22 protein-coding genes are annotated in these 20473 nt (G+C 69.8%); 17 read left to right on the top strand and 5 right to left on the bottom strand.

The window, feature by feature from the left end; genetic code table 11:
* Window positions 1–75 precede the first annotated feature (75 nt).
* Together BLV01_RS02225 and BLV01_RS02220 are read right to left on the bottom strand one after the other, a co-directional pair.
* Complete coding sequence (locus BLV01_RS02225; RefSeq protein ID WP_091793636.1) at window positions 76–591, bottom strand: glycine zipper 2TM domain-containing protein; 516 nt, start codon at window positions 589–591, stop codon at window positions 76–78.
* Window positions 592–828: 237 nt separating this feature from the next.
* A complete protein-coding gene (locus tag BLV01_RS02220; RefSeq protein ID WP_091793634.1) occupies window positions 829–1281 on the bottom strand; it encodes a cytochrome c in 453 nt (150 codons plus the stop codon).
* 229 nt (window positions 1282–1510) lie between these two features.
* On the opposite strand from BLV01_RS02220, the gene tcdA reads away from it, so the two are divergent.
* The gene (tcdA, locus tag BLV01_RS02215) at window positions 1511–2338 is read left to right on the top strand and encodes a tRNA cyclic N6-threonylcarbamoyladenosine(37) synthase TcdA (protein ID WP_091793632.1); all 828 of its coding nucleotides are present in this window, start codon (window positions 1511–1513) and stop codon (window positions 2336–2338) included.
* 135 nt (window positions 2339–2473) lie between these two features.
* Here tcdA and BLV01_RS02210 read toward each other — a convergent pair whose 3' ends face one another.
* Both BLV01_RS02210 and BLV01_RS02205 read right to left on the bottom strand, forming a co-directional pair.
* Window positions 2474–3235 (bottom strand): TatD family hydrolase, encoded by a 762-nt coding sequence (locus tag BLV01_RS02210; protein WP_091794611.1) that lies wholly within the window; start codon window positions 3233–3235, stop codon window positions 2474–2476.
* An 11-nt stretch (window positions 3236–3246) separates the two neighbouring features.
* Window positions 3247–3474 (bottom strand): DUF6116 family protein, encoded by a 228-nt coding sequence (locus BLV01_RS02205; RefSeq protein ID WP_091793630.1) that lies wholly within the window; start codon window positions 3472–3474, stop codon window positions 3247–3249.
* Between the two features lie 213 nt (window positions 3475–3687).
* On the opposite strand from BLV01_RS02205, the gene BLV01_RS02200 reads away from it, so the two are divergent.
* The 6 genes from BLV01_RS02200 to asnB all read left to right on the top strand — a co-directional run bounded on the left by BLV01_RS02200 (window position 3688) and on the right by asnB (window position 11823).
* Window positions 3688–4527, top strand: coding sequence for a glycine zipper 2TM domain-containing protein (locus BLV01_RS02200; RefSeq protein ID WP_091793628.1), 840 nt, complete (start codon window positions 3688–3690; stop codon window positions 4525–4527).
* 380 nt (window positions 4528–4907) lie between these two features.
* A complete protein-coding gene (locus tag BLV01_RS02195; protein ID WP_091793626.1) occupies window positions 4908–6071 on the top strand; it encodes an acyl-CoA dehydrogenase family protein in 1164 nt (387 codons plus the stop codon).
* Window positions 6072–6251: 180 nt separating this feature from the next.
* Window positions 6252–6815 (top strand): GNAT family N-acetyltransferase, encoded by a 564-nt coding sequence (locus tag BLV01_RS02190; RefSeq protein ID WP_091794609.1) that lies wholly within the window; start codon window positions 6252–6254, stop codon window positions 6813–6815.
* Window positions 6812–7462, top strand: coding sequence for a glutathione S-transferase family protein (locus BLV01_RS02185; RefSeq protein ID WP_091794607.1), 651 nt, complete (start codon window positions 6812–6814; stop codon window positions 7460–7462). The genes BLV01_RS02190 and BLV01_RS02185 overlap by 4 nt, the downstream gene beginning before the upstream one ends.
* A gap of 81 nt (window positions 7463–7543) precedes the next feature.
* Complete coding sequence (locus tag BLV01_RS02180; RefSeq protein ID WP_091793624.1) at window positions 7544–9838, top strand: thiamine pyrophosphate-dependent enzyme; 2295 nt, start codon at window positions 7544–7546, stop codon at window positions 9836–9838.
* A gap of 5 nt (window positions 9839–9843) precedes the next feature.
* Entirely contained in the window at window positions 9844–11823 is a 1980-nt protein-coding gene (gene asnB / locus BLV01_RS02175) for an asparagine synthase (glutamine-hydrolyzing) (RefSeq protein ID WP_091793622.1), read from the top strand.
* Window positions 11824–12039: 216 nt separating this feature from the next.
* Here the strand turns inward: asnB and BLV01_RS02170 are convergent, their stop codons facing one another.
* Complete coding sequence (locus tag BLV01_RS02170; RefSeq protein WP_091793620.1) at window positions 12040–12915, bottom strand: CAF17-like 4Fe-4S cluster assembly/insertion protein YgfZ; 876 nt, start codon at window positions 12913–12915, stop codon at window positions 12040–12042.
* Between the two features lie 30 nt (window positions 12916–12945).
* Between BLV01_RS02170 and BLV01_RS27030 the strand changes: the two genes are divergently transcribed.
* The 10 genes from BLV01_RS27030 (at window position 12946) to BLV01_RS02120 (ending at window position 20461) form a co-directional block, all read left to right on the top strand.
* Window positions 12946–13173 (top strand): DUF1674 domain-containing protein, encoded by a 228-nt coding sequence (locus BLV01_RS27030; protein WP_175485739.1) that lies wholly within the window; start codon window positions 12946–12948, stop codon window positions 13171–13173.
* Between the two features lie 112 nt (window positions 13174–13285).
* Window positions 13286–13681 carry a succinate dehydrogenase, cytochrome b556 subunit gene (gene sdhC, locus BLV01_RS02160; protein WP_091793618.1) on the top strand — a complete coding sequence of 132 codons (396 nt, stop codon included), beginning with the start codon at window positions 13286–13288 and terminating at the stop codon, window positions 13679–13681.
* Complete coding sequence (gene sdhD, locus BLV01_RS02155) at window positions 13678–14076, top strand: succinate dehydrogenase, hydrophobic membrane anchor protein (protein WP_091793616.1); 399 nt, start codon at window positions 13678–13680, stop codon at window positions 14074–14076. Before sdhC ends, sdhD begins: the two co-directional genes overlap by 4 nt.
* Before the next feature lie 42 nt (window positions 14077–14118).
* Window positions 14119–15873 carry a succinate dehydrogenase flavoprotein subunit gene (gene sdhA / locus BLV01_RS02150; protein WP_217633443.1) on the top strand — a complete coding sequence of 585 codons (1755 nt, stop codon included), beginning with the start codon at window positions 14119–14121 and terminating at the stop codon, window positions 15871–15873.
* Window positions 15874–15888: 15 nt separating this feature from the next.
* Window positions 15889–16677: a succinate dehydrogenase iron-sulfur subunit gene (locus BLV01_RS02145; RefSeq protein WP_091793612.1), complete on the top strand. Its 789-nt coding sequence runs from the start codon at window positions 15889–15891 to the stop codon at window positions 16675–16677.
* Between the two features lie 253 nt (window positions 16678–16930).
* Window positions 16931–17353 (top strand): MAPEG family protein, encoded by a 423-nt coding sequence (locus BLV01_RS02140; protein ID WP_175485738.1) that lies wholly within the window; start codon window positions 16931–16933, stop codon window positions 17351–17353.
* 47 nt (window positions 17354–17400) lie between these two features.
* On the top strand, window positions 17401–17673 hold the full coding sequence (locus BLV01_RS02135) for an FAD assembly factor SdhE (RefSeq protein WP_091793609.1): 273 nt from the start codon (window positions 17401–17403) through the stop codon (window positions 17671–17673).
* 70 nt (window positions 17674–17743) lie between these two features.
* A complete protein-coding gene (locus BLV01_RS02130; RefSeq protein WP_254782480.1) occupies window positions 17744–18250 on the top strand; it encodes a hypothetical protein in 507 nt (168 codons plus the stop codon).
* A 101-nt stretch (window positions 18251–18351) separates the two neighbouring features.
* Window positions 18352–19596 (top strand): lipoprotein-releasing ABC transporter permease subunit, encoded by a 1245-nt coding sequence (locus BLV01_RS02125; protein WP_091793607.1) that lies wholly within the window; start codon window positions 18352–18354, stop codon window positions 19594–19596.
* A 79-nt stretch (window positions 19597–19675) separates the two neighbouring features.
* Window positions 19676–20461 carry an ATP-binding cassette domain-containing protein gene (locus BLV01_RS02120; RefSeq protein ID WP_091794603.1) on the top strand — a complete coding sequence of 262 codons (786 nt, stop codon included), beginning with the start codon at window positions 19676–19678 and terminating at the stop codon, window positions 20459–20461.
* The last annotated feature ends 12 nt before the right edge of the window (window positions 20462–20473 follow it).

Raw genomic sequence — 20473 nt, 5'->3', positions numbered from 1 at the left:
CAAGAAAAACGGCCCGTGATGCGGGCCGTTTTTCTTCGTTACATTGTTTCATCGCGCGCCGCGCAGGCGCGCGGCTCAGCGGATGTAGGCGCGGCCGTTGGCGACGCGCACGTAGGTGTTCTCGCGGATGCCGTCGAGGTCCTTCTGGGTGACCACCTGGGTGCGGCCGTCGTCCATGCGCACATAGACGTTGTAGCTCGGCGCGCCGACCCGGTTCTGGATCGCGTTGCCGGCGACCGCGCCGGCGACCGCGCCGGCCACGGTGGCGCTGTTCTTGCGGCCCTTGCTGTCGGTGTGGTCGTCGGCGATCTTGCGGCCGGCCACGGCGCCGACCAGGCCGCCGAGCACGGCGCCGGTGGCGCTGGGCGCGGTGCCCTGGGTGCTGATCTGTTCGATCCGGGTGACCACGCCGCAGTCGTAGCAGCGGTTCTGGTCGCCGTAACCGGGCTGCGGCTGCTGCGGATAGTTGTTGTAACCGCCGCCGCCGCCGCCGTAACCGCCACCACCATAGCCCGGCGAAGTCGCGCAACCGGCGAGGGCGAGCGAAGCCGCAGCCGCGACGCCCAACAAACGGATGTTCTTGGTATTCATTCCAGGCTCCTGCGCTTGTGCATGCGATGTGGCGACCGTCGCCACGCGCTTGCCAAGCTATAAGTCGTTGCGTGAACAGGTGTTCAATTTCGGCGCCCCGCGAGCACCGGTTTGAGTGCGCGTTCAGCTTGAAGCGGGGCGGCGGCGCAACGCCGCGCGGACGCACAAGCGAACGGCGCGACCCGCAAGGGCCGCGCCGTTCGTCGCTACCGGTTCAATCGCGGATGCGCGCCCGGCTCAGCCGCGGAAATCCTGATGGCAGGCCTTGCAGGCTTCGCCGATCTGCTCGGCCACCGTGGTCACGCCGGCGCAGCTGACCGGCGGATTGGCCAGCGCGTTGTCGAGCGCGGCGCGCATCTTGGCCGAATGCTGGGAGAAGCGCTGGTCGTCCTTGAGCGAGGGGAAGGCCGGATCGAGGTCGTCGGCCATCGTGCGCAGCGCCTTGATGTGCGGCAGCGTGTCGGTGGCCGCGCAGCGGTTCTGCTTGACCTTGCCGCTGAGCTCGCCCAGGTGCCAGGCCTGCACGTGCATGACGCTGTCGGGGAAATGGTCCTTGCGCTGGTCGAGCGCGCGCATCGCCATGACCGTGGCGATGACGCCGCCGACCAGGCCGATCAGGAACAGGAACAGATACTTCGAACCATTGCCTTTGCGCTTCGGCGCGGCGGCGGTGGGCTGGGTGTCGCTCATTGCCTGGCCTCCATCCAAGATCGCGGCACGATAGCACGCGCGGATGTGAGCTTCCGATCACACGGGCGCGCGGCGCTGCGCGCCCGCGGCGGCCGGCGTCGGCGCAGGCCTGCGGGCGGGCGGGGCGCCGGCGCGCGCGGCGCGAAGCGGCGCCAGCGGCCGCGCCGATGGCTCGCTGCTTTCCGCCGCCGCGGCGGGCGCGCGTGGCCGCGGCCTTTACAATGGCGCGATGAACGCCATCGCTTCCGAATCCGCCGCCGACACCCTCTGGCAAGAACGCTTCTCCGGCATCGACCGCCTCTACGGCCAGGGCGCCGTCGCCCGCTTCCGCCAGTGCCGGGTGGCCGTGGTCGGCATGGGCGGGGTCGGCTCGTGGGCGGTGGAGGCGCTGGCGCGCACCGGCATCGGCCACCTGACCCTGATCGACGCCGACGACCTGTGCGTGTCCAACACCAATCGCCAGTTGCCGGCGCTGGCCGGCCAGTACGGCCGGGCCAAGGTCGAGGCGATGGCCGAGCGCTGCCGCGCGATCAATCCCGGGATCGAGGTCGATGCGGTGCAGAGTTTCCTGACCCCGTCCAACCTGTCGGAACTGCTCGACCGCGGCTTCGACCTTGTGCTGGACGCCTGCGACAGCTTCCGCAGCAAGGTCGAGCTGATCGCCTGGTGCCGGCGGCGCAAGCTGCCGGTGATCGCGGTCGGCTCGGCCGGCGGCCGCACCGACCCGACCCTGATCCGAGTGCGCGACCTCTCGCGCACCGAGCACGACGCGATGCTGGCGCTGATCCGCAAGAAGCTGCGCAGCGAGTTCAACTTCCCCAAGAACGCCAGCCGCTACTTCGGCGTGTCGGCGATCTATTCGCTGGAGAACGTCAAGTACCCGCAGCCCGACGGCACGGTGTGCGGGCTGCGGCCCAAGCTCGACGGCGATGCCGCGCTCAAGCTCGACTGCGGCGCGGGGCTGGGCGCGGCGACGCACATCACCGGGGTGTTCGCGTTCGCGGCGGTGGGGCGGGCGCTGGAGATCCTGTTGAAGCCGAAGGCGCAGGCGGCCTGATTCCTGCTCGATTCCGGCTCGATTCGCGGCGAGCGGAGCGCAAGGCGTCGGGACTGAAGTCCCTGCCACAAGAGCTTGGGCCTGTCGCTCGCTCTTGTGGCAGGGACCTCAGTCCCGATGCTTTTCTTTGAGCGCTTACGAATCCAGCCCGAACAACCGCCGCGCATTGTCCGACGTCGCCCGCGCAATCTCGTCGGCCGGCACCGCGCGCAGTTGCGCGATGGTGTCGCAAATCCCCGCCAGCCGCGCCGGCTCGTTGCGCTGCCCGCGGATGTCCGCATCGGGCTGGTCCGGCGCGTCGGTCTCCAGCAGCAGGAATTCCAGCGGCATCGTCGCGGCGATCCGCCGCAGCCGCTGCGCGCGTTCGTAGGTGACCGGGCCGCCGAGCCCGAGCAGGAAGCCGAGCTTCCACAACTGCTGCGCCTGCTCCTGGCTGCCCGAATAGCTGTGCACTACGCCGCGCAGCCCGCCGACCCGGCGGATCGCGGCGAGGGTGGCGTCGACCGCGTGGCGCGCATGCACGATCACCGGCAGGTCGAACTCGCGCGCGAGTTCCAGTTGGCCGTCGAAGTACCGCGACTGCGTTTCGCGGTCGAGCCCTTCGATGTAGTAGTCCAGCCCGCATTCGCCGACCGCGCACGGGCGCTCGCGCTGCAGCCATTCGCCCAGCAGCGGCAGGTGCTCGGGGCGGTGCGAGTCCAGGAACATCGGATGCAGGCCGTAGGCCGGATGCAGCCCCGGCGCGGCCGCGCAGACTTCGCGCAGCTTCGGCCAGCCGGCCGCGTCGATCGCCGGCACCACCTGCGCGTCCACGCCGGCGGCGCGGGCGCGCGCGACCACCTCGGCGCGGTCCGGATCGAATTCGGGCGCGTCGAGGTGGCAGTGGCTGTCGATCAGCACCGCGGCGCTCAGCGCGGCGCCGGCGGCGGCTCGATGCGGCCGGCCTGCGGCTGCTTGCGGTTCTTCCAGTTGGCCAGCAGCAGGGTGCCCAGGCCGAGCAGGAGTTCGTCGACGAAGGGGATGAAGTCGGGAACGACCAGGTCGACCGCGAACAGCGTCGCGGTCAGCACGAACAGCCGCGGATAGCTCAGGCGGCCGAGGAAACCCATCAGGGGAGCGAGCAGCGGATTGGCCATGGCGGTGAACGGGTTGTGATGCAGTTGGCAAACACGCTAGCACGTGCCGGCGGAAGGGTTCATACGGGGGACAGATTGGCGCTAAAAAGACTCGATTCAATAGGCACCGGTTCAGCTTTCCGGTGGTGGAATGACCCAGCCCAACGCGATCTTTACATTCGGTAAGGATCGTACCGACGACCACCGCGGTTCCCCCGCTGCAGGAGGCTCCAAATGAACAAGAACATGATTGCTGTCGCTATCGCGTCGCTGCTGGTCGGCGGCGTGGCGGTCGCGGCTTTCCAGAGCTTCCGCGGGCCCGCCGCCGCTCCTGTCGCGGCGCTGACCCCGGCCCCCGCGCCGGGCCAGGAGATGCCGAACGCCGTCAACGGCGCGACCCCGGCCGGCGACCTCGCCGCCAGCGGCGCGATCAACACCCAGCCGCAGGTCGATTACGCCGACGTAGTCAACGTCAAGCCGATCAACCAGAAGGAAAAGCTGTACGCGACCGTGATCGGCACCGATCCGGTGCGCGAGACCAACACCGTCTCGACCCCGCGCGAAGTATGCGAGGACGTAGTGGTGCAAGAACGTCTGCCCGAGCGCGACGGCAACGTCGGCGGCACCGTGGTCGGCGCGGTGGTCGGCGGCCTGCTCGGCAACCAGGTCGGCAAGGGCAACGGCCGCAAGGCCGCGACCGCTGCGGGCGCGGTGGCCGGCGGCTTCATCGGCAACCGCGTCGACCGCAACCATGTCGGCGGCCGCGTGGTCAACCGCACCGAGCGCCAGTGCCACACCGTGTCCGACACCTCGCAGGCGAGCAAGGTCGTCGCCTACAACGTGACCTACCGCAATCCCGACGGCACCACCGGCACCATGCGCACCGAATCCAAGCCGGGCAGCCGCATTTCGCTGGGCTCGGAGAACAAGGTGGTCGGCTACAACGTGACCTATCGCTACCAGGGCCAGGAGCAGACCGTCCGCATGGACGAGCGCCCGACCCAGCGCCTGCCGGTGGTCAACGGTCAGGTCGTGACCCAGACCGCCGCGCTGGCGGCGCCGGGCCGCGGCTGAGCGAAGCCCGCGCAAGACGCGGCAGCCAACGCGCAAATACGGGGCCGGCTCGACCGGCCTCGTTTTTTTTTGCGCCAAGGGCCTCGAGAAAGAATGAATTTTCTGCGCGGCAGGGCGCCGCGGTATGCGTTTCGGCACCGCGGCGCGGTCCGCGCCAGGGCGTCGGCGCGATTTCGCGGCGGCTCGCGAGTGTGGCGAAAACCCCTTGAAAACAGCGTCGCCGCGCGTCGGCGCGGAGTGCGCCGGCGCGCGCGGAAACCGCTTACGTGCGCCGGCGCATGCGCGTCGCGCCCGGCCATTCGCCAGCCCTGGCCTTACCCCGGCTTCGCCCGACCATTACAATGGCCGTCTTTCTGCCCAAAACAGGTCTCCGGCGCGCCATGGCCCTGCATCCCTACGATCTCTACGACGTCCGTTCCCTGCTCAGCGAAGAGGAGCGCGCCGTACAGGACACCGTGGCGCGCTTCACCGACGAACGCGTGATCCCGATCATCGGCGACGCCTTCGACCAGGGCCGCTTTCCCAAGGAGCTGGTTCCGGAAATCGCCGAGCTCGGCCTGCTGGGTTCCTCGCTGCCGGAGCAGTACGGCTGCGCCGGCCTCAACGCGGTCAGCTACGGCCTGATCTGCCAGGAACTCGAGCGCGGCGACAGCGGCATCCGCAGCTTCGTCAGCGTGCAGTCCTCGCTGTGCATGTACCCGATCTACGCCTACGGCAGCGAAGAGCAGCGCATGCGCTGGCTGCCGGGCATGGCCAAGGGCGAGATCATCGGCTGCTTCGGCCTGACCGAGCCGCACGGCGGTTCCGACCCGGCCAACATGAAGACCAACGCGAAGAAGGACGGCGCGGACTGGATCCTCAACGGCTCCAAGATGTGGATCACCAACGGCAACCTCGCCGACATCGCCATCGTCTGGGCGCAGACCGAGGACGGCATCCAGGGCTTCGTGGTCGAGAAGGGCATGCCCGGTTTCGCCGCCCAGGAGATCAAGCACAAGATGAGCCTGCGCGCGTCGGTGACCTCGTCGCTGTTCTTCGACAACGTGCGCGTGCCCGACGCCAACCGCCTGCCCAACGTCAAGGGCCTCAAGGGCCCGCTGGGCTGCCTGACCCAGGCCCGCTACGGCATCACCTGGGGCCCGGTCGGCGCGGCCATCGCCTGCCTCGACGAAGTGCTGGGCTACACCAAGGAGCGCATCCTGTTCGGCCGTCCGGTCGCGGCGACCCAGTCGGCGCAGATCAAGATGGCCGAGATGGCGCGCCGCATCACCATGGCGCAGCTGCTGGTCGTGCAGTTGGGGCGTCTGAAGGACGCCGGCAACATGCAGCCGACCCAGGTCTCCCTGGCGAAGTGGAACAACTGCCGCATGGCCATCGACATCGCGCGCGAGTGCCGCGACCTGCTCGGCGGCGCCGGCATCACCACCGAGCACGGCGCGATCCGCCACGCGCTGAACCTGGAATCGGTCATCACCTACGAGGGCACCGAGACCGTGCACCAGCTGGTCGTGGGCCGCGAGCTGACCGGGATCAACGCGTTCTGAAGCACCGTTCCCGCACGCGGGAGCATTGCGGTTTTTCCTTCTCCCGCCTGCGCGAGAAGGCGGCCCGAAGGGCCGGATGAGGGCGCGCGGCGCGCTGGCGCGCCCTCACCCCAACCCCTCTCCCGCAAGCGGGAGCGGGGCTTAGTAACGCCAAGCGAGCTCCTGGGGAACCGATCCATGATGACGATCGCCGACATCGAACTGGAAACCCCGCGCCTGCTCCTGCGCCCGCCGCGGCTGGAGGATTTCGACGCCTGGGCGCAGTTCATGAGCGCCGGCGACTACCTGCAGTACATCGGCGGCCCGCAGCCGCGGCCGGTGGCTTGGCGCGGGCTGATGTCGGTGATCGGCTCCTGGGCCGCGCTCGGCTACGGTTTCTTCTCGGTGTTCGAAAAGTCCTCGGGCCGCTGGATCGGCCGGCTCGGCCCGTGGCAGCCGGACGGCTGGCCGGGCACCGAGGTCGGCTGGGGCATCGTCGAGAGCGCGGGCGGGCAGGGCTACGCCAGCGAAGGCGCGGCCGCGAGCATCGACTGGGCCTTCGACCACCTGGGCTGGAGCGAGGTGATCCACACCATCGACGCCGGCAACCTCGCTTCCAAGGGCGTGGCGCGCAAACTCGGCTCGCGCTACCTGCGCCAGGACCGCCTGCCCGAACCCTTCCACGAGAAAGAAGTGGAGGTCTGGGGCCAGAGCCGCGAGGAATGGCGCGCGCGGCGCAAGGCGGGCGGAGCCGGGCCGGCATGATCACCGTCCACGGTTTCTCGCCCTCCGGCAACTGCCACAAGCTGCGCCTGCTGCTGGAGCAGCTCGGCGAACGCTATCGCTGGGTCGAAGTCGACAGCAGCCGCGGCGAGACCCGCACCGCGCAGTTCCTCGCGCTCAATCCCAACGGCAAGGTGCCGGTGGTGGATTTCGGCGACGGCCGCACGCTCAGCGAATCCAACGCGATCCTCTACTACCTGGCCGACGGCAGCGATTTCCTGCCGGCCGATCTGTGGCAGCGCGCGCAGGCGCTGAGCTGGATGAACTTCGAGCAGTACAGCCACGAGCCGAGCATCGCCGTGGCCCGCTTCATCGCCGGCTGGACGCCGCTGGATTCGCCGCGCCGCGCCGACCTGCCGGCGCTGCGCGAGCGCGGACACCAGGCGCTGGCGGTGATGGAGCGCCACCTGCAGGGTACGGCCTGGTTCACCGGCGAGCGCTACGGCATCGCCGACATCGCCCTGTTCGCCTACACCGACGTCGCCGCGCACGGCGGCATCGGCCTGGACGGCTATCCCGCGATCGCCTCGTGGCTGGCGCGGGTGCGCGCCACGCCGCGCTTCGTGGCCTTGCCCGAACCCGACGCGCAGGCCGCGCAGCGGATCGCCGAAAGCAATCGCTCCTCCTGAATTCCCCCTAGTCGAGCCGGCCCGGACAGGGCGGCGGAGTCCCTGATGTCAGCGCAACCGCAGTCTTCGATCTTCAGCCAGATGCCGAACTTCAACCCGGTCGCGAGCCCGATCCCGGCGCGCATGAAGGGCCTCAACCGGGCCGAGATCTGCGACCTCAATTTCGTCGAGTTCGTGAAGGCCTGGAACGGCCGCAGCGACGCGCGCCCGGCGCCCGGCGAAGCCGTGCTCGACGGCAGCGCGCTGGACGCGCGCGGCTTTCGCGAGTTGTTCGAATCGCAGCTGATCAGCCGCCACCTGGACCTGATGGCGCGGGTGCTGCGGGTGCAGAACAAGGTCTTCTACACCATCGGTTCCAGCGGCCACGAAGGCAATGCGATGGTCGCCCGCGCGACCCGCCACACCGATCCGGCGTTCCTGCACTACCGCAGCGGCGGCTTCATGGCCGAACGCTTCCGCAAGTTGCCGGGCATGGACCCGGTGATGGATTCGGCGCTGTCGTTCGCCGCCAGCGCCGAGGACCCCGCTTCCGGCGGCCGCCACAAGGTGTGGGGCAGCAAGCCGTTGTGGGTGCTGCCGCAGACCTCGACCATCGCCTCGCACCTGCCCAAGGCGCTGGGCACCGCCGTCGCCATCGAGACCGCGCGCCGCCTCGGCCACGCGTTGCCGATCCCCGACGACAGCATCGCCATCTGTTCGTTCGGCGACGCCTCCGCCAACCACGCCACCGCCCAGACCGCGTTCAACGCCGCCGCCTGGACCGCCTACCAGAAGCTGCCGGCGCCGGTGCTGTTCGTGTGCGAGGACAACGGCATCGGCATCTCGGTGAAGACCCCGGGCGGCTGGATCGGCAACCGCTTCCGCACCATGGACGGGCTGGATTATTTCGCCGCCGACGGCCTCGACCTCGCCAGCGGCTACGCCGACGTGCAGCGCGCGGTCGAGCATTGCCGCCGCACCCGCCGGCCGACTTTCCTGCACCTGCGCACCACCCGCATCATGGGCCACGCCGGCACCGACTTCGAGATCGAGTGGCGTTCGGTCGAGGAACTGTGCGCGGTCGAGGCCAGCGACCCGTTGTTGCGCTCGGCGGCGATCGCGCTGGAATCGGGGCTGATGTCGAAGGACGAAGTGCTCGCGCTGTACGAGGCCACGCGCCGGCGCTGCTTCGCCGCGGCCGAGGACGCCGACCGCCGGCCCAAGATCGAGACGCTGGAACACGTGATCGCGCCGCTGGCGCCGTACACGCCGGCCGCGGTCCAGGCCGAGGCCACCCGCGCCGATTACGCCGAGCGCCGCCTGCAGGCCTTCGGCAGCGAGGCCAAGCTGCCCGAGGCGCAGCCGCCGCGGCACCTGGCGATCCAGATCAACAACGCCCTGCACGACCTGTTCGCCAAGTACCCCGAGACCTTGCTGTTCGGCGAGGACGTGGCCCAGAAGGGCGGCGTCTACACCGTCACCAAGGGCCTGCAGAAGGCGTTCGGCCCGCGCCGGGTGTTCAACACCCTGCTCGACGAGACCATGATCCTCGGCCTGGCCCAGGGCTTCGCCAACGTCGGCCTGCTGCCGATCCCGGAAATCCAGTACCTGGCCTACTTCCACAACGCCTGCGACCAGCTGCGCGGCGAGGCGGCGTCGCTGCAGTTCTTCAGCAACGACCAGTACCGCAACCCGATGGTGGTGCGCATCGCCGGCCTGGGCTACCAGCGCGGCTTCGGCGGCCACTTCCACAACGACAACTCGATCGCCGCGCTGCGCGACATTCCCGGCCTGGTGGTCGGCTGCCCCTCGCGCGGCGACGACGCGGCGACCATGCTGCGCACCCTGACCGCGCTGGCCAAGGTCGACGGCCGCGTGGCCGTGTTCCTGGAGCCGATCGCGTTGTACATGACCAAGGACCTGTACGAGGCCGGCGACGGCAAGTGGCTGACGACGTATCCGTCGCCGGACCAGGCCATGACGCTGGGCGAGGGCAGGGTGTATGCGCCCGACGACGGCAGCGAAGGCGACGACCTGGTGATCTTCACCTACGGCAACGGCGTTCCGATGAGCCTGCGCGCCGCGCGCCGGATCGAGCAGGCGCACGGCTGGAAGGCGCGCGTGGTCGACCTGCGCTGGCTGGTGCCGCTCAACGACGCCTACATCGCGCAGCAGGCCCGCGGCGCCAAGCGCGCGATCGTGGTCGACGAAGGCCGCCGCAGCGCCGGCGTGGGCGAGGGCGTGATCACCGCGCTGGCCGAGGCCGGTTTCGGCGGGGTGCCGCTGCAGCGCGTGGTCGGCGTGGACACCTACACGCCGCTGGCCGGCGCGGCGTTCCTGGTGATCCCGGGCGACGACGACATCGTCCGCGCCGCGGACGCGTTGGCGAAGGGCTGACGCCGATGTGCGGCCTGGCCGGACTGCTGCGTCCGCGCAACGATCTCGACCAGGAGCACCTGGGCGCGCTCGCCGCTTCGATGGGCGAGGCGCTGCACCACCGCGGCCCCGACGACGGCGGCGTCTGGGCCGACCCGCAGGCCGGCATCGCGCTCGCGCATCGCCGGCTGAGCATCCTCGACCTGTCGCCGCTGGGCCATCAGCCGATGGCCTCGGCCGACGGGCGCTACGTGATCGCCTACAACGGCGAGGTCTACAACTTCGCCGAACTGCGCGAGCAACTGCTCGGCCTGGGCCACGGCTTCCGCGGCCATTCCGACACCGAAGTGCTGCTGGCGGCGGTGTCGCAATGGGGCGTGGAGGCGGCGATCGCGCGCTGCAACGGCATGTTCGCCATCGCCCTGTGGGACCGCGAGCGCGGCGAACTGTGGCTGGCGCGCGACCGGGTCGGCAAGAAGCCGCTGTACTACGGCTGGGCCGGCGACACCCTGGTGTTCGGCTCCGAACTCAAGGCGCTGTGGCGGCATCCGCAGTTCGACAACGGCGTCGACCGCGACGCGCTGGCGCTGCTGCTGCGCTACGACTACGTGCCCTCGCCGTACTGCATCCACGCCGATACCTGGAAGCTGGCGCCGGGCGCGCTGCTGCGCCTGGACGCCGCGGCCATCGCCCGCGGCCCCGGCGCGCACGATCCGGCGCGCGACCAGCAACGCTACTGGAACGCCACCGAGCGCATGCGCGCGGCGATCGCCGATCCGTTCGAAGGCGACATCGATGCCGCCGAGGACCGCCTCGACGAACTGCTGCGCGAGGCGGTCGGCCTGCGCATGGTCGCCGACGTGCCGGTCGGGGTGTTCCTGTCCGGCGGTACCGATTCGTCGGTGGTGACTTCGCTGATGCAGGCGCTCAGCGCCAAGCCGGTGCAGAGCTTCACCATCGGCTTCGAGGGCTCGCACCACGACGAGGCGCCGCTGGCGCTGGAAGTGGCGCGGCACCTGGGCACCGCGCATACCGAGCTGTACGTCAGCGGCGGCGACGCCCTGGCGGTGGTGCCGCGATTGCCGGCGATGTTCGACGAACCCTTCGCCGACGCCTCGCAGGTGCCGACCGCGCTGGTGTGCAAGCTCGCTCGCGACCTGGTCACGGTGGCGCTGTCGGGCGACGGCGGCGACGAACTGTTCTTCGGCTACAAGCGCTACGAGCGCGCCTTGCGCAACCTGAGCCTGCTGCACCGGGTGCCGGCGCCGCTGCGGCGCTGGCTGGCCGGGCGCGCCCAGGACCACGGCGAAGCCTCGCGCGCCGGCGGCTTCGCCGCGTTCGCGGCCGAGATGGGCGCGCGTGGGATCGGCGACGTCTACCGCAACCGCATCGTGCGCTGGCGCTTCCCGCAGGCCGCGGTGCCCGGCGCGCAACTGCCGCCGACCCTGTACGACTTGGCCGAACCGCTCGACGGCCGCGGCACCGCGGCCGACGCGATGATGCTGGCCGACTACAGCGTCTACCTGCCCGACGATCTGCTGTGCAAGGTCGACCGCGCCAGCATGGCGGTCGGGTTGGAAGCGCGCGCGCCGCTGCTGGACACCCAGGTCGCCGAGTTCGCTTGGTCGCTGCCGCTGCAATACAAGCGCGACGCGGACGGCGACAGCAAGCGCCTGCTCAAGCGCGTGCTCAAGCGCTACCTGCCCGACGCGATGGTCGACCGCGGCAAGCGCGGCTTCGGCGCGCCGGTCTCGCAATGGCTGCGCGGCGACCTGCGCGAGTGGGCGCAGGCCTTGCTCGACCCGGACCGGCTGCGCGCGCAGGGCTATTTCGACGCCGACCTGGTCCACGGCCTGTGGCGCGCCTTCATCGACGGCGAGAAGCGCTGGCACACGCATCTGTGGAACGTGCTGATGTTCCAGGCCTGGCACGAACACTGGCGCGCCCAGCGCAACCAGGCCGGAACGGCGCTGATCCAGGCGACGAGCGGCGAGGGCGGCTTGTAGCCGAGCGCATCGCGGCTTGCGCCGCTTTCTGTAGGAGCGGCGCAAGCCGCGACCGCGGCAATGCGATTACGACGGAACGGCCGATGCCGTCGCGGGCGACCCAACGATCTGGCTAGGAAACTTGCGCCGTAGCCGCATTGGCGCGGTCGCGGCTTGCGCCGCTCCTACAGAAAGCGGCCGAAGCGGCGATGCGCGCCGCTGCTGCAGCAAGCCCGCTCAGCGCGCCAGACCGTCCAGCAACGCGATCTCTTGCGCCGGTTGGCCATCGATCCAGGCGCTGCCCTCGGCGCGCTCCAGCGGCAGCACCGCCAGCGCCAGATGGGTCGCGCCGTCGCTGGCGCTGGCCGCCACGGTGCCCAGCGCCGCGCTTTCGCCGCGTACCTCCGTGCCGGCCGCGACCGGCGCGGCGGTGGCGAACAAGGCCAGCCCGCGCTTGGCCTTGCCGAGGAAGTGGGTGCGGGCGACGATTTCCTGGCCCGGGTAGCAGCCCTTCTTGACGCTGTAGCCGCGCAGCCGGTCCAGCGACAGTTGCTGTGGGGTCCATTGCCCGGCCTGCGAGGCGGGCAGGCGCGGCAGGCCGTGGCGCAGGTCGGCCAGCGCCCAGCGCGCGGCCAGGGCTTCGTCGGCCGCGGCGGCCTGCGTTGCCGGCACGATCCGCAAAGTCCGCGCGTCGCCATCGCCGCTCAGGTCGAGCTCGACGATGCCGTCGGCATCGCCGCCGATCGCCGGACCGGCCGCGCGCTCGGGCGCGCCGAAGCGGCCTTCGATCACAAGGTCTTCACGCACGCACAGGGCGAGCTTGCTGCGGAACACGAAGCGCTTGAGCGCCTCGACCAGCGCGTCGGCGTCGGCGTCGGGCATGGCCAGCCAGACCCGTTGGTCGGACAGGCGCAGCAGCGCGAACAGGGCGATCGCCCGGCCTTTGGGCGTCAGCCAGCCGCTCCATTGCCAGTGGCCGTCGGCCAGGGCCTTGACGTCGTTCATGAATTGCGCCTGGGCGAAGACCGCGGCGTCGCGGCCTTCCAGGGCGATGAGGCGTTGGCCGGGCAGGGCGAAGACCTGTCCGGGCAAGGCGTGCGGGTTGTCAGGCATGGGGGGCGGGAATTAATATTTAACGCTGTGATGATAGGCGAAACCACCCCGGAAGCACGTTCGGACGACGCGTCCGAGACCCCGGCGACCCCCGTGTCCGGCGCGGCCGAGACGGGAGGCGCATCGCCTTCCGCCAAGGACGCTCCGGTTGAGCCCGCTGCGAAAACGCAGCCGCCCAAGGAGCACGGTGGTCGCGACGGTCTCGAACCGACCCGCTACGGCGACTGGGAAAAGAACGGACGCTGCATCGATTTCTAGTCGATCGGTCCGCCTCGTTCGCTTTTCAAGCACCGTCCCCACCCCCACACCGGCGTGTCCGCACGCTTCCCGCCACGCGGCGCCGCCGCCCAGCCGAGATTGCCATACCCTCATGGCGAACCGCGAACGACCTTTGTCGCCACACCTGCAGGTTTACCGCTGGCAGGTACAGATGGTGACCTCGATCCTGCACCGCGCGACCGGTGTCATCCTTTCCATCGGCGCCCTGCTGATCGCCTGGGGCCTCACCGCCCTGGCCGCCGGGCCGGACGCATGGGCGAGCTTCATCGCCTGCGCCCGCTCGCCGCTGGGCTTCCTGATCCTGTTCGGCTGGACCTGGGCCTTCGCCTACCACCTGCTCAACGGCATCCGCCACTTGGTCCAGGACGCCGGCTTCGGCTTCAAGGTCCAGACCTTCATCCGCAACAGCTGGGTCAGCATCGTCGGCAGCCTGGTGCTGACCGCGCTGATCTGGATCGTCGCCATGATGTCGCGAGGTGGCGCATGAGCATCTTCACCCAGAAGGAAGCGCGCACCGCGCTCAAGTCCGCGCGCGGCCTGGGCTCGGCCAAGTACGGCAGCCACCACTTCGTGGTCCAGCGCGTCACCGCGATCGCGCTGATCTTCCTGAGCCTGTACACCATCGGCCTGATCGTGTCGTGGATCGGCGGCGACTACGCCAGCGTCCGCGCCAGCGTCGCCAATCCCTGCAACGCGGTGCTGCTGAGCGCGTTCGTGATCGCGATGTTCTGGCATGCGCGGTTGGGCCTGCAGGTGGTCATCGAGGACTACGTCCACGCCCCCTTGTTGGCGATGGCCTCGCAGATCGCCGTCGTTTTCGTTTGCGCACTCGCGGCCCTGGCCAGCGTGCTCGCCATCATCCGCATCGCGCTGGGAGCCTGATCCGTGGCCTCTGCCTACAAGATCCAAGAACACACCTTCGACATGGTCGTGGTCGGCGCCGGCGGCGCCGGCCTGCGCGCCACCTTCGGCCTGGCCCAGAAGGGCCTGAAGACCGCCTGCATCACCAAGGTGTTCCCGACCCGTTCGCACACCGTGGCGGCGCAGGGCGGCGTGGCCGCGGCGCTGGCCAACATGGGCGACGACAACTGGAAGTACCACTTCTACGACACCGTCAAGGGCTCGGACTGGCTCGGCGACCAGGACGCCATCGAGTACATGTGCCGCGAGGCGATTCCGGCCATCATCGAACTCGAACACTACGGCGTGCCGTTCTCGCGCACCGACGACGGCAAGATCTACCAGCGTCCGTTCGGCGGCATGACCACCAAGTTCGGCAAGGGCCCGCCGGCGCAGCGCACCTGCGCCGCGGCCGACCGCACCGGCCACGCGATCCTGCACACGCTGTACCAGCAGTCGCTGGCGCACGACGCGCAGTTCTTCATCGAGTACTTCGCCCTCGACCTGATTATGGACGAGCACGGCGCCTGCCGCGGCGTGCTCGCGCTGGACATGGCCGAAGGCACCCTGCACCTGTTCAAGGCGCAGGGCACGGTGCTGGCCACCGGCGGCTACGGCCGCGCCTACTTCAGCGCCACCTCGGCCCATACCTGCACCGGCGACGGCGGCGGCATGGCCCTGCGCGCCGGCCTGGGCATGCAGGACATGGAGTTCGTGCAGTTCCACCCGACCGGCATCTACGGCGCCGGCTGCCTGATCACCGAAGGCGTGCGCGGCGAAGGCGGCATCCTGCGCAACAGCAGCGGCGAGCGCTTCATGGAGCGCTACGCGCCGAGCGTGAAGGACCTCGCCCCGCGCGACATGGTCAGCCGCGCGATGACCATGGAAATCCGCGACGGCCGCGGCGTCGGCGAGCACAAGGACCACATCCTGCTCGACCTTACCCACCTCGGCCCCGAAGTGATCCACAAGAAGCTGCCCGGCATCGCCGAATCGGCGCGCATCTTCGCCGGCGTGGACGTGGAGAAGCAGCCGATCCCGGTGATCCCGACCGTGCACTACAACATGGGCGGCATCCCGACCAACTACCACGGCGAAGTGGTGCAGCTGCGCGACGGCAACCCCGACGCGGTCGTGCCGGGCCTGTACGCGATCGGCGAAGCCGCCTGCGTGTCGGTGCACGGCGCCAACCGCCTGGGTTCCAACTCGCTGCTCGACCTGGTGGTGTTCGGCCGTGCGGTCGCCAACCGCTGCGCCGAGACGATCACGCCCGACGCCAAGCAGGCGCCGCTCGCCGCGGACGCCTGCGACATCGCCCTGGCGCGCCTGGACAAGCTGCGCAACGCCAGCGGCAGCACCCCGACCTCGGTCATCCGCGACAAGATGCAGCGCACCATGCAGGCCGACGCGGCGGTGTTCCGCACCAGCCAGACCCTCGCCGAGGGCGTGGCCAAGATGCGCGAGATCCATGCCTCGTTCGCCGACGTCAAGGTCACCGACCGTTCGATGGTGTGGAACTCGGACCTGATCGAGACCTTCGAGCTGGCCAACCTGCTCGACCAGGCGCTGGTGACGATCGTGTCCGCCGAGAACCGCAAGGAATCGCGCGGCGCGCACGCCCACGAGGACTTCCCCGAGCGCGACGACGCGCACTGGCAGAAGCACACGCTGTGCTGGGTGGACGAGCAGGGCAATACCCGCATCGACTATCGCCCCGTCCACATGCAGCCGATGTCGGGGGATGTCGAATCGATCCCGCCGGCCAAGCGCGTCTACTGATCAGGAGCCGCCGACATGGCCCAATTTTCACTGCCTAAGAACTCCAAGATCCAGAAGGGCCGCCACTGGGCGACACCGGGCGCCAAGCAGCCGCGCACCTTCAAGGTCTACCGCTGGAACCCCGACGACGGCATGAATCCGCGCGTCGATACGTACGAAGTCGATCTGGCTACGTGCGGGCCGATGGTTCTGGACGCGCTGATCAAGATCAAGAACGAGATCGACCCGACCCTGACCTTCCGCCGCTCCTGCCGCGAGGGCATCTGCGGTTCGTGCGCGATGAACATCGACGGCACCAACACCCTGGCGTGCACCCGCGCCATCGCCGACTGCGGCGACGCCAAGAGCGACGTGCCGGTGTACCCGCTGCCGCACATGGACGTGGTCAAGGACCTGGTTCCGGACCTGACCCACTTCTACGCCCAGTACGCCTCGATCCGGCCGTGGCTGCGCACCCAGAGCCCGACCCCGTCGGACCGCGAGCGCCTGCAGTCGCCGGCCGACCGCGAGAAGCTCGACGGCCTGTACGAGTGCATCCTGTGCGCGTGCTGCTCGACCAGCTGCCCGAGCTATTGGTGGAACGGCGACCGCTACCTCGGCCCGGCGATCCTGCTGCAGGCCTATCGCTGGATCATCGATTCGCGCGATGAGGACACCGGCGGGCGCCTGGACGATCTGGAAGACCCGTTCAAGCTCTATCGCTGCCACACCATCATGAACTGCGCGCGGACCTGCCCGAAGGGCTTGAACCCGGCCCAGGCCATCGGCGAGATCAAGAAGCTGATGCTGCAGCGCCGGGTCTGACCGGCCCGTCCCAAGGCAGCGAACCCACGCCGCCGTCCGCTTGCGGGCGGCGGCGTTTTTTCGCCCGCGGTTTTCGTGCGCGCGCTGCGGCCGCGGCCGTGCGGGCGCGCCGCATCGGCCGCAGGTCCAGTGGCGGCGCCGCCGCGTTTGGCGGAGGATGCGCGCTGGCGCGGCCGGGTCGCGCCGTCTGCGGCATCGTCTTGAACGCCGCCATCGCCGCGCCGCGCGCGGCCCTCCAGGGAGCGACCGACCGATGGACACGAAAGCGATCTTCCTTCCCGCGCTGGCGATGGCCGCGCTGACCTGCCTGGTGTGGCTGCGCATGTTCTACGTGCGCATCGGCCAGATGAAGCGCGAGCGCATCCACCCGCAGGCGGTGGCGACCTCGGCGCAGGCGGTGGCGAAGCTGACCGAATCGCGCGCCGCGGACAATTTCCGCAACCTGTTCGAGTTGCCGGTGCTGTTCTACGTGGCCTTGACGGTGGCCGCGTTCAACGGCTTCCACGACACCGCGACCCTGGTCCTGGCCTGGCTGTTCGTCGCCTTGCGCATCGCCCACAGCGCGATCCAGTGCAGCTACAACAAGGTCATGCACCGCTTCTACGCCTATGCCGGCGGCGGCGCGGCGCTGTGGCTGCTGTGGGCGCGGATCGGCGCCGGCCTGCTGGCGCAGTGAGCCGCGCACGCGGCGGCCGCAGGCGAAACACCCGGTAGGAGAGTCCAATGAGCGACACCCCATCCGCCGACGACGGCGACGAACTCGAACTGCGCCGGCTGCGCTGGCGTTGCCGCCGCGGCATGCGCGAACTCGACCAGTTGTTCGGCCGCTATCTCGACCGCGCGTGGCGGCAATCGCCCGCGGACGAACGCGGGATTTTCCTACGCCTGCTGGAAACCGAGGACGATAAGCTCTGGCATTGGTTCATGGGCCACGAGGAAGCGCAGGATGCGCAACTGCAGGCATTGGTGGAGAAGATCCGCAACCTGCCGGTCTGAGGCGCGATCGCGGCCGCAGTCGAAGCCGGCATCGGATCGCGCGCGCGGCGGCGCGGCTGTCGGCGCCGCGATGCGAACCATCGCCCAGGCCGGCGGACGGCTGGCCGGATCGCTGCGGGCGGGCCTCGCCGCGGCGTTCGTCCCGATGCCGGTCGCCGGGTCCGCGCCCGGCTGTGTCGATTGGCGGGCCTCGCGGCTGTTGGCCGTCGCGCTGGCCGCGCTCGGCGTGCTGGCCGGCGCCGCTACGCTCGCCAGCGAAGCGCCGGCGCGCCTGGCCTGGCCGGTGGCCGCGCTGGCGGCGGGGTGGGGCGCGGCCCTGGCCCGGCTCGAACTGCGCCGCCCGCCGCGCCGCCTGCGCCTGGCCGGTGCCCGCGCGTGGCTGGACGATGCGCCGATCGCGCAGGCCCGCCTGTACTGGCGCGGACCGTTGGCGCGGCTGGAGTTCCGCGACGCCCAGGGCCGCCGCGGGCGCCTGCTGTGGTGGCCCGACAGCCTCGACGCCCAGGGCCGGCGTGAACTCCGGCTGGCCGCCGCGGTCGCAATCGATACGCCCGCACCGCGTTCGGTGGCACCATGAGCGGGGATTAGGGGTCCAGGTCCCGGGATCGCCACGCGGCCAGCCGCGCCGGCCCCGGAGTTCCGCCCAATCCCCAATCCCTAATCCCCACTCCTGGCTACATGTTCAAACCCATCTCAGTCGCCATCGGCTTGCGCTACCTGCGCGCCAAGCGCCGCAACGGCTTCATCTCCTTCATCTCGCTCGCCTCCATCGCCGGCATCGCCCTGGGCGTGACCGCGCTGATTACCACCCTGGCGGTGATGAGCGGCTTCCAGCGCGAGATCCGCGACCGCATGCTGCAGATGGCCGCGCACGCCACCGTCAGCGCCTACGGCGAACCCTTGCAGGACTGGCGCCACGCGGTCGAGATGGCGAGCGCCGACAAGCGCGTCGCCGGCGCCGCGCCGTATGTCGAGAAAGAGGCGTTGCTCTCGGCCGCGCGCCAGCAGCCGGCGATCGTGCGCGGCGTCGATCCGGCCCTGGAAGGGCGGGTCTCGGTGCTGGCCGACAAGATGGTCCAGGGCAAGCTCGATTCGCTCGAGCCGGGCAGCTTCAACATCGTGCTCGGCAAGGAACTGGCGCTGTGGATGGGCGCCCAGGTCGGCGACAGCGTGGTGGTGATGACCGCCGACGGCCGCAGCACGCCGATGGGGGCGATGCCGCAGCTCAAGCGCTTCACCGTCAGCGGCATCTTCGAGGCCGGCTACAACGAATACGACAAGGGCATGGCGGTCGCCAACATGCACGACATGCAGCGGGTGCTGCGCATGGGCGAGGGTGTCACCGGCGTGCGCCTGAAGCTGCACGACATGGACCAGGCCTGGGATGTGGCGCGCGACCTCGCGGTCAACCTCGGCGGCCCGTACCGGGTCACCGATTGGAGCAGCGACAACGCCAACATGTTCCGCGCGCTGAAGATGGAGAAGACGGTGATGGCGATCCTGCTGTCGCTGATCATCGCGATGGGCGCGTTCAACCTGGTGTCCTCGCAGGTGATGCTGGTGACCGACAAGCAGGCCGACATCGCGATCCAGCGCACCCTCGGGCTCACCCCGATGAGCGTGATGCGCATCTTCGTCGTCCAGGGCACCCTGATCGGCATCATCGGCACCGTGCTCGGGGTGATCGGCGGCATCGTGCTGACCCTGAACCTGGAACACATCCTCAAGGCCATCGAGGCCGTGCTCGGCGTGCAGCTGCTGCCGGAGGACGTCTACTACATCACCGGCCTGCCGACCGACCTGCGCACGAGCGACGTGACCGTCATCGCCTGCGTCGCCCTGGCGATGGCGTTCCTGGCCACCATCTATCCCGCCTGGCGCGCCGCGCGCACGGCCCCGGCCGAGGCGCTGCGTTATGAGTGACGAGCGCATCCAGTCGGCAAACGCGCCGGCCGCGGCCCCGACGGCCGACGACATCGTGCTGTCCTGCGAAGGACTGGCGATGACCTATTCGGAAGGCAAGCTGCACACGCCGGTGTTCGACGGCCTGCAACTGTCGGTGCGGCGCGGCGAGACCGTCGCGATCCTGGGCGCATCCGGCGCCGGCAAGAGCACGTTGCTGCATCTGCTCGGCGGACTGGACAAGCCTACCGACGGCGAGGTCTACGTCTGTGGCCACCGGATGAGCACGTTGTCGGATCGCTCGCGCGGCATATTGCGCAACGAGTCGCTGGGCTTCGTCTATCAGTTCCACCATCTGTTGCCGGAGTTCACCGCGCTCGAGAACGTGATGCTGCCGATCCTGCTCAGCGGCCAGCCGTTGCGATTGCGCGACTGGTGGTTCGGGGGGCGCACCGGAGCCGCGGGAGTAGGGGCGATCCTGCTCGGCATCCCCGGTTTCCTGTTCTACGACCTGCCGCGTTACCTGACGCGTTCGTACTCCGAAGTGGAAGCAGCGCGCGAACGCGCGCGCAGCCTGCTCGAATCGGTGGGCCTGGGCCATCGCCTCAATCACAAGCCCGGCGAACTGTCCGGCGGCGAGCGCCAGCGCGCCGCGGTCGCGCGCGCCCTGGTCAACCGCCCGGCCTGCGTGCTCGGCGACGAACCCACCGGCAACCTCGACGAGAAGACCGCCGCGACCGTGTTCGAGCTGATGCTCGCGCTCAACCGCGACCAAGGCACCAGCCTGGTCATGGTCACCCACGACCGCCGCCTGGCCCGGCGCCTGGACCGGGTGATGGAATTGCACGAAGGCAAGCTGCGGCAGTTGCCGCCGGGCGAGGTCTGATCCGCGCCCGCG

The organism is Lysobacter sp. yr284 (assembly GCF_900107375.1).
Lineage (GTDB): Bacteria > Pseudomonadota > Gammaproteobacteria > Xanthomonadales > Xanthomonadaceae > Lysobacter.
This window is presented reverse-complemented; position numbering and strand designations above follow the sequence as displayed.

What these genes read in the sequence shown, in the direction of transcription:
- BLV01_RS02130 (WP_254782480.1), top strand. Translation starts at nt 17,744, where the DNA reads ATGCGAACCATCGCCCAGGCCGGCGGACGGCTGGCCGGATCGCTGCGG.
- BLV01_RS02120 (WP_091794603.1), top strand. Translation starts at nt 19,676, where the DNA reads ATGACCTATTCGGAAGGCAAGCTGCACACGCCGGTGTTCGACGGCCTG.
- tcdA (WP_091793632.1), top strand. Translation starts at nt 1,511, where the DNA reads ATGAACGCCATCGCTTCCGAATCCGCCGCCGACACCCTCTGGCAAGAA.
- BLV01_RS02180 (WP_091793624.1), top strand. Translation starts at nt 7,544, where the DNA reads ATGCCGAACTTCAACCCGGTCGCGAGCCCGATCCCGGCGCGCATGAAG.
- BLV01_RS02135 (WP_091793609.1), top strand. Translation starts at nt 17,401, where the DNA reads ATGAGCGACACCCCATCCGCCGACGACGGCGACGAACTCGAACTGCGC.
- BLV01_RS02205 (WP_091793630.1), bottom strand. Translation starts at nt 3,474, where the DNA reads ATGGCCAATCCGCTGCTCGCTCCCCTGATGGGTTTCCTCGGCCGCCTG.
- BLV01_RS02170 (WP_091793620.1), bottom strand. Translation starts at nt 12,915, where the DNA reads ATGCCTGACAACCCGCACGCCTTGCCCGGACAGGTCTTCGCCCTGCCC.
- BLV01_RS27030 (WP_175485739.1), top strand. Translation starts at nt 12,946, where the DNA reads ATGATAGGCGAAACCACCCCGGAAGCACGTTCGGACGACGCGTCCGAG.
- BLV01_RS02185 (WP_091794607.1), top strand. Translation starts at nt 6,812, where the DNA reads ATGATCACCGTCCACGGTTTCTCGCCCTCCGGCAACTGCCACAAGCTG.
- BLV01_RS02225 (WP_091793636.1), bottom strand. Translation starts at nt 591, where the DNA reads ATGAATACCAAGAACATCCGTTTGTTGGGCGTCGCGGCTGCGGCTTCG.
- sdhC (WP_091793618.1), top strand. Translation starts at nt 13,286, where the DNA reads ATGGCGAACCGCGAACGACCTTTGTCGCCACACCTGCAGGTTTACCGC.
- BLV01_RS02200 (WP_091793628.1), top strand. Translation starts at nt 3,688, where the DNA reads ATGAACAAGAACATGATTGCTGTCGCTATCGCGTCGCTGCTGGTCGGC.
- BLV01_RS02125 (WP_091793607.1), top strand. Translation starts at nt 18,352, where the DNA reads ATGTTCAAACCCATCTCAGTCGCCATCGGCTTGCGCTACCTGCGCGCC.
- BLV01_RS02220 (WP_091793634.1), bottom strand. Translation starts at nt 1,281, where the DNA reads ATGAGCGACACCCAGCCCACCGCCGCCGCGCCGAAGCGCAAAGGCAAT.
- sdhD (WP_091793616.1), top strand. Translation starts at nt 13,678, where the DNA reads ATGAGCATCTTCACCCAGAAGGAAGCGCGCACCGCGCTCAAGTCCGCG.
- asnB (WP_091793622.1), top strand. Translation starts at nt 9,844, where the DNA reads ATGTGCGGCCTGGCCGGACTGCTGCGTCCGCGCAACGATCTCGACCAG.
- BLV01_RS02145 (WP_091793612.1), top strand. Translation starts at nt 15,889, where the DNA reads ATGGCCCAATTTTCACTGCCTAAGAACTCCAAGATCCAGAAGGGCCGC.
- BLV01_RS02195 (WP_091793626.1), top strand. Translation starts at nt 4,908, where the DNA reads ATGGCCCTGCATCCCTACGATCTCTACGACGTCCGTTCCCTGCTCAGC.
- BLV01_RS02140 (WP_175485738.1), top strand. Translation starts at nt 16,931, where the DNA reads ATGGACACGAAAGCGATCTTCCTTCCCGCGCTGGCGATGGCCGCGCTG.
- sdhA (WP_217633443.1), top strand. Translation starts at nt 14,119, where the DNA reads ATGGTCGTGGTCGGCGCCGGCGGCGCCGGCCTGCGCGCCACCTTCGGC.
- BLV01_RS02190 (WP_091794609.1), top strand. Translation starts at nt 6,252, where the DNA reads ATGACGATCGCCGACATCGAACTGGAAACCCCGCGCCTGCTCCTGCGC.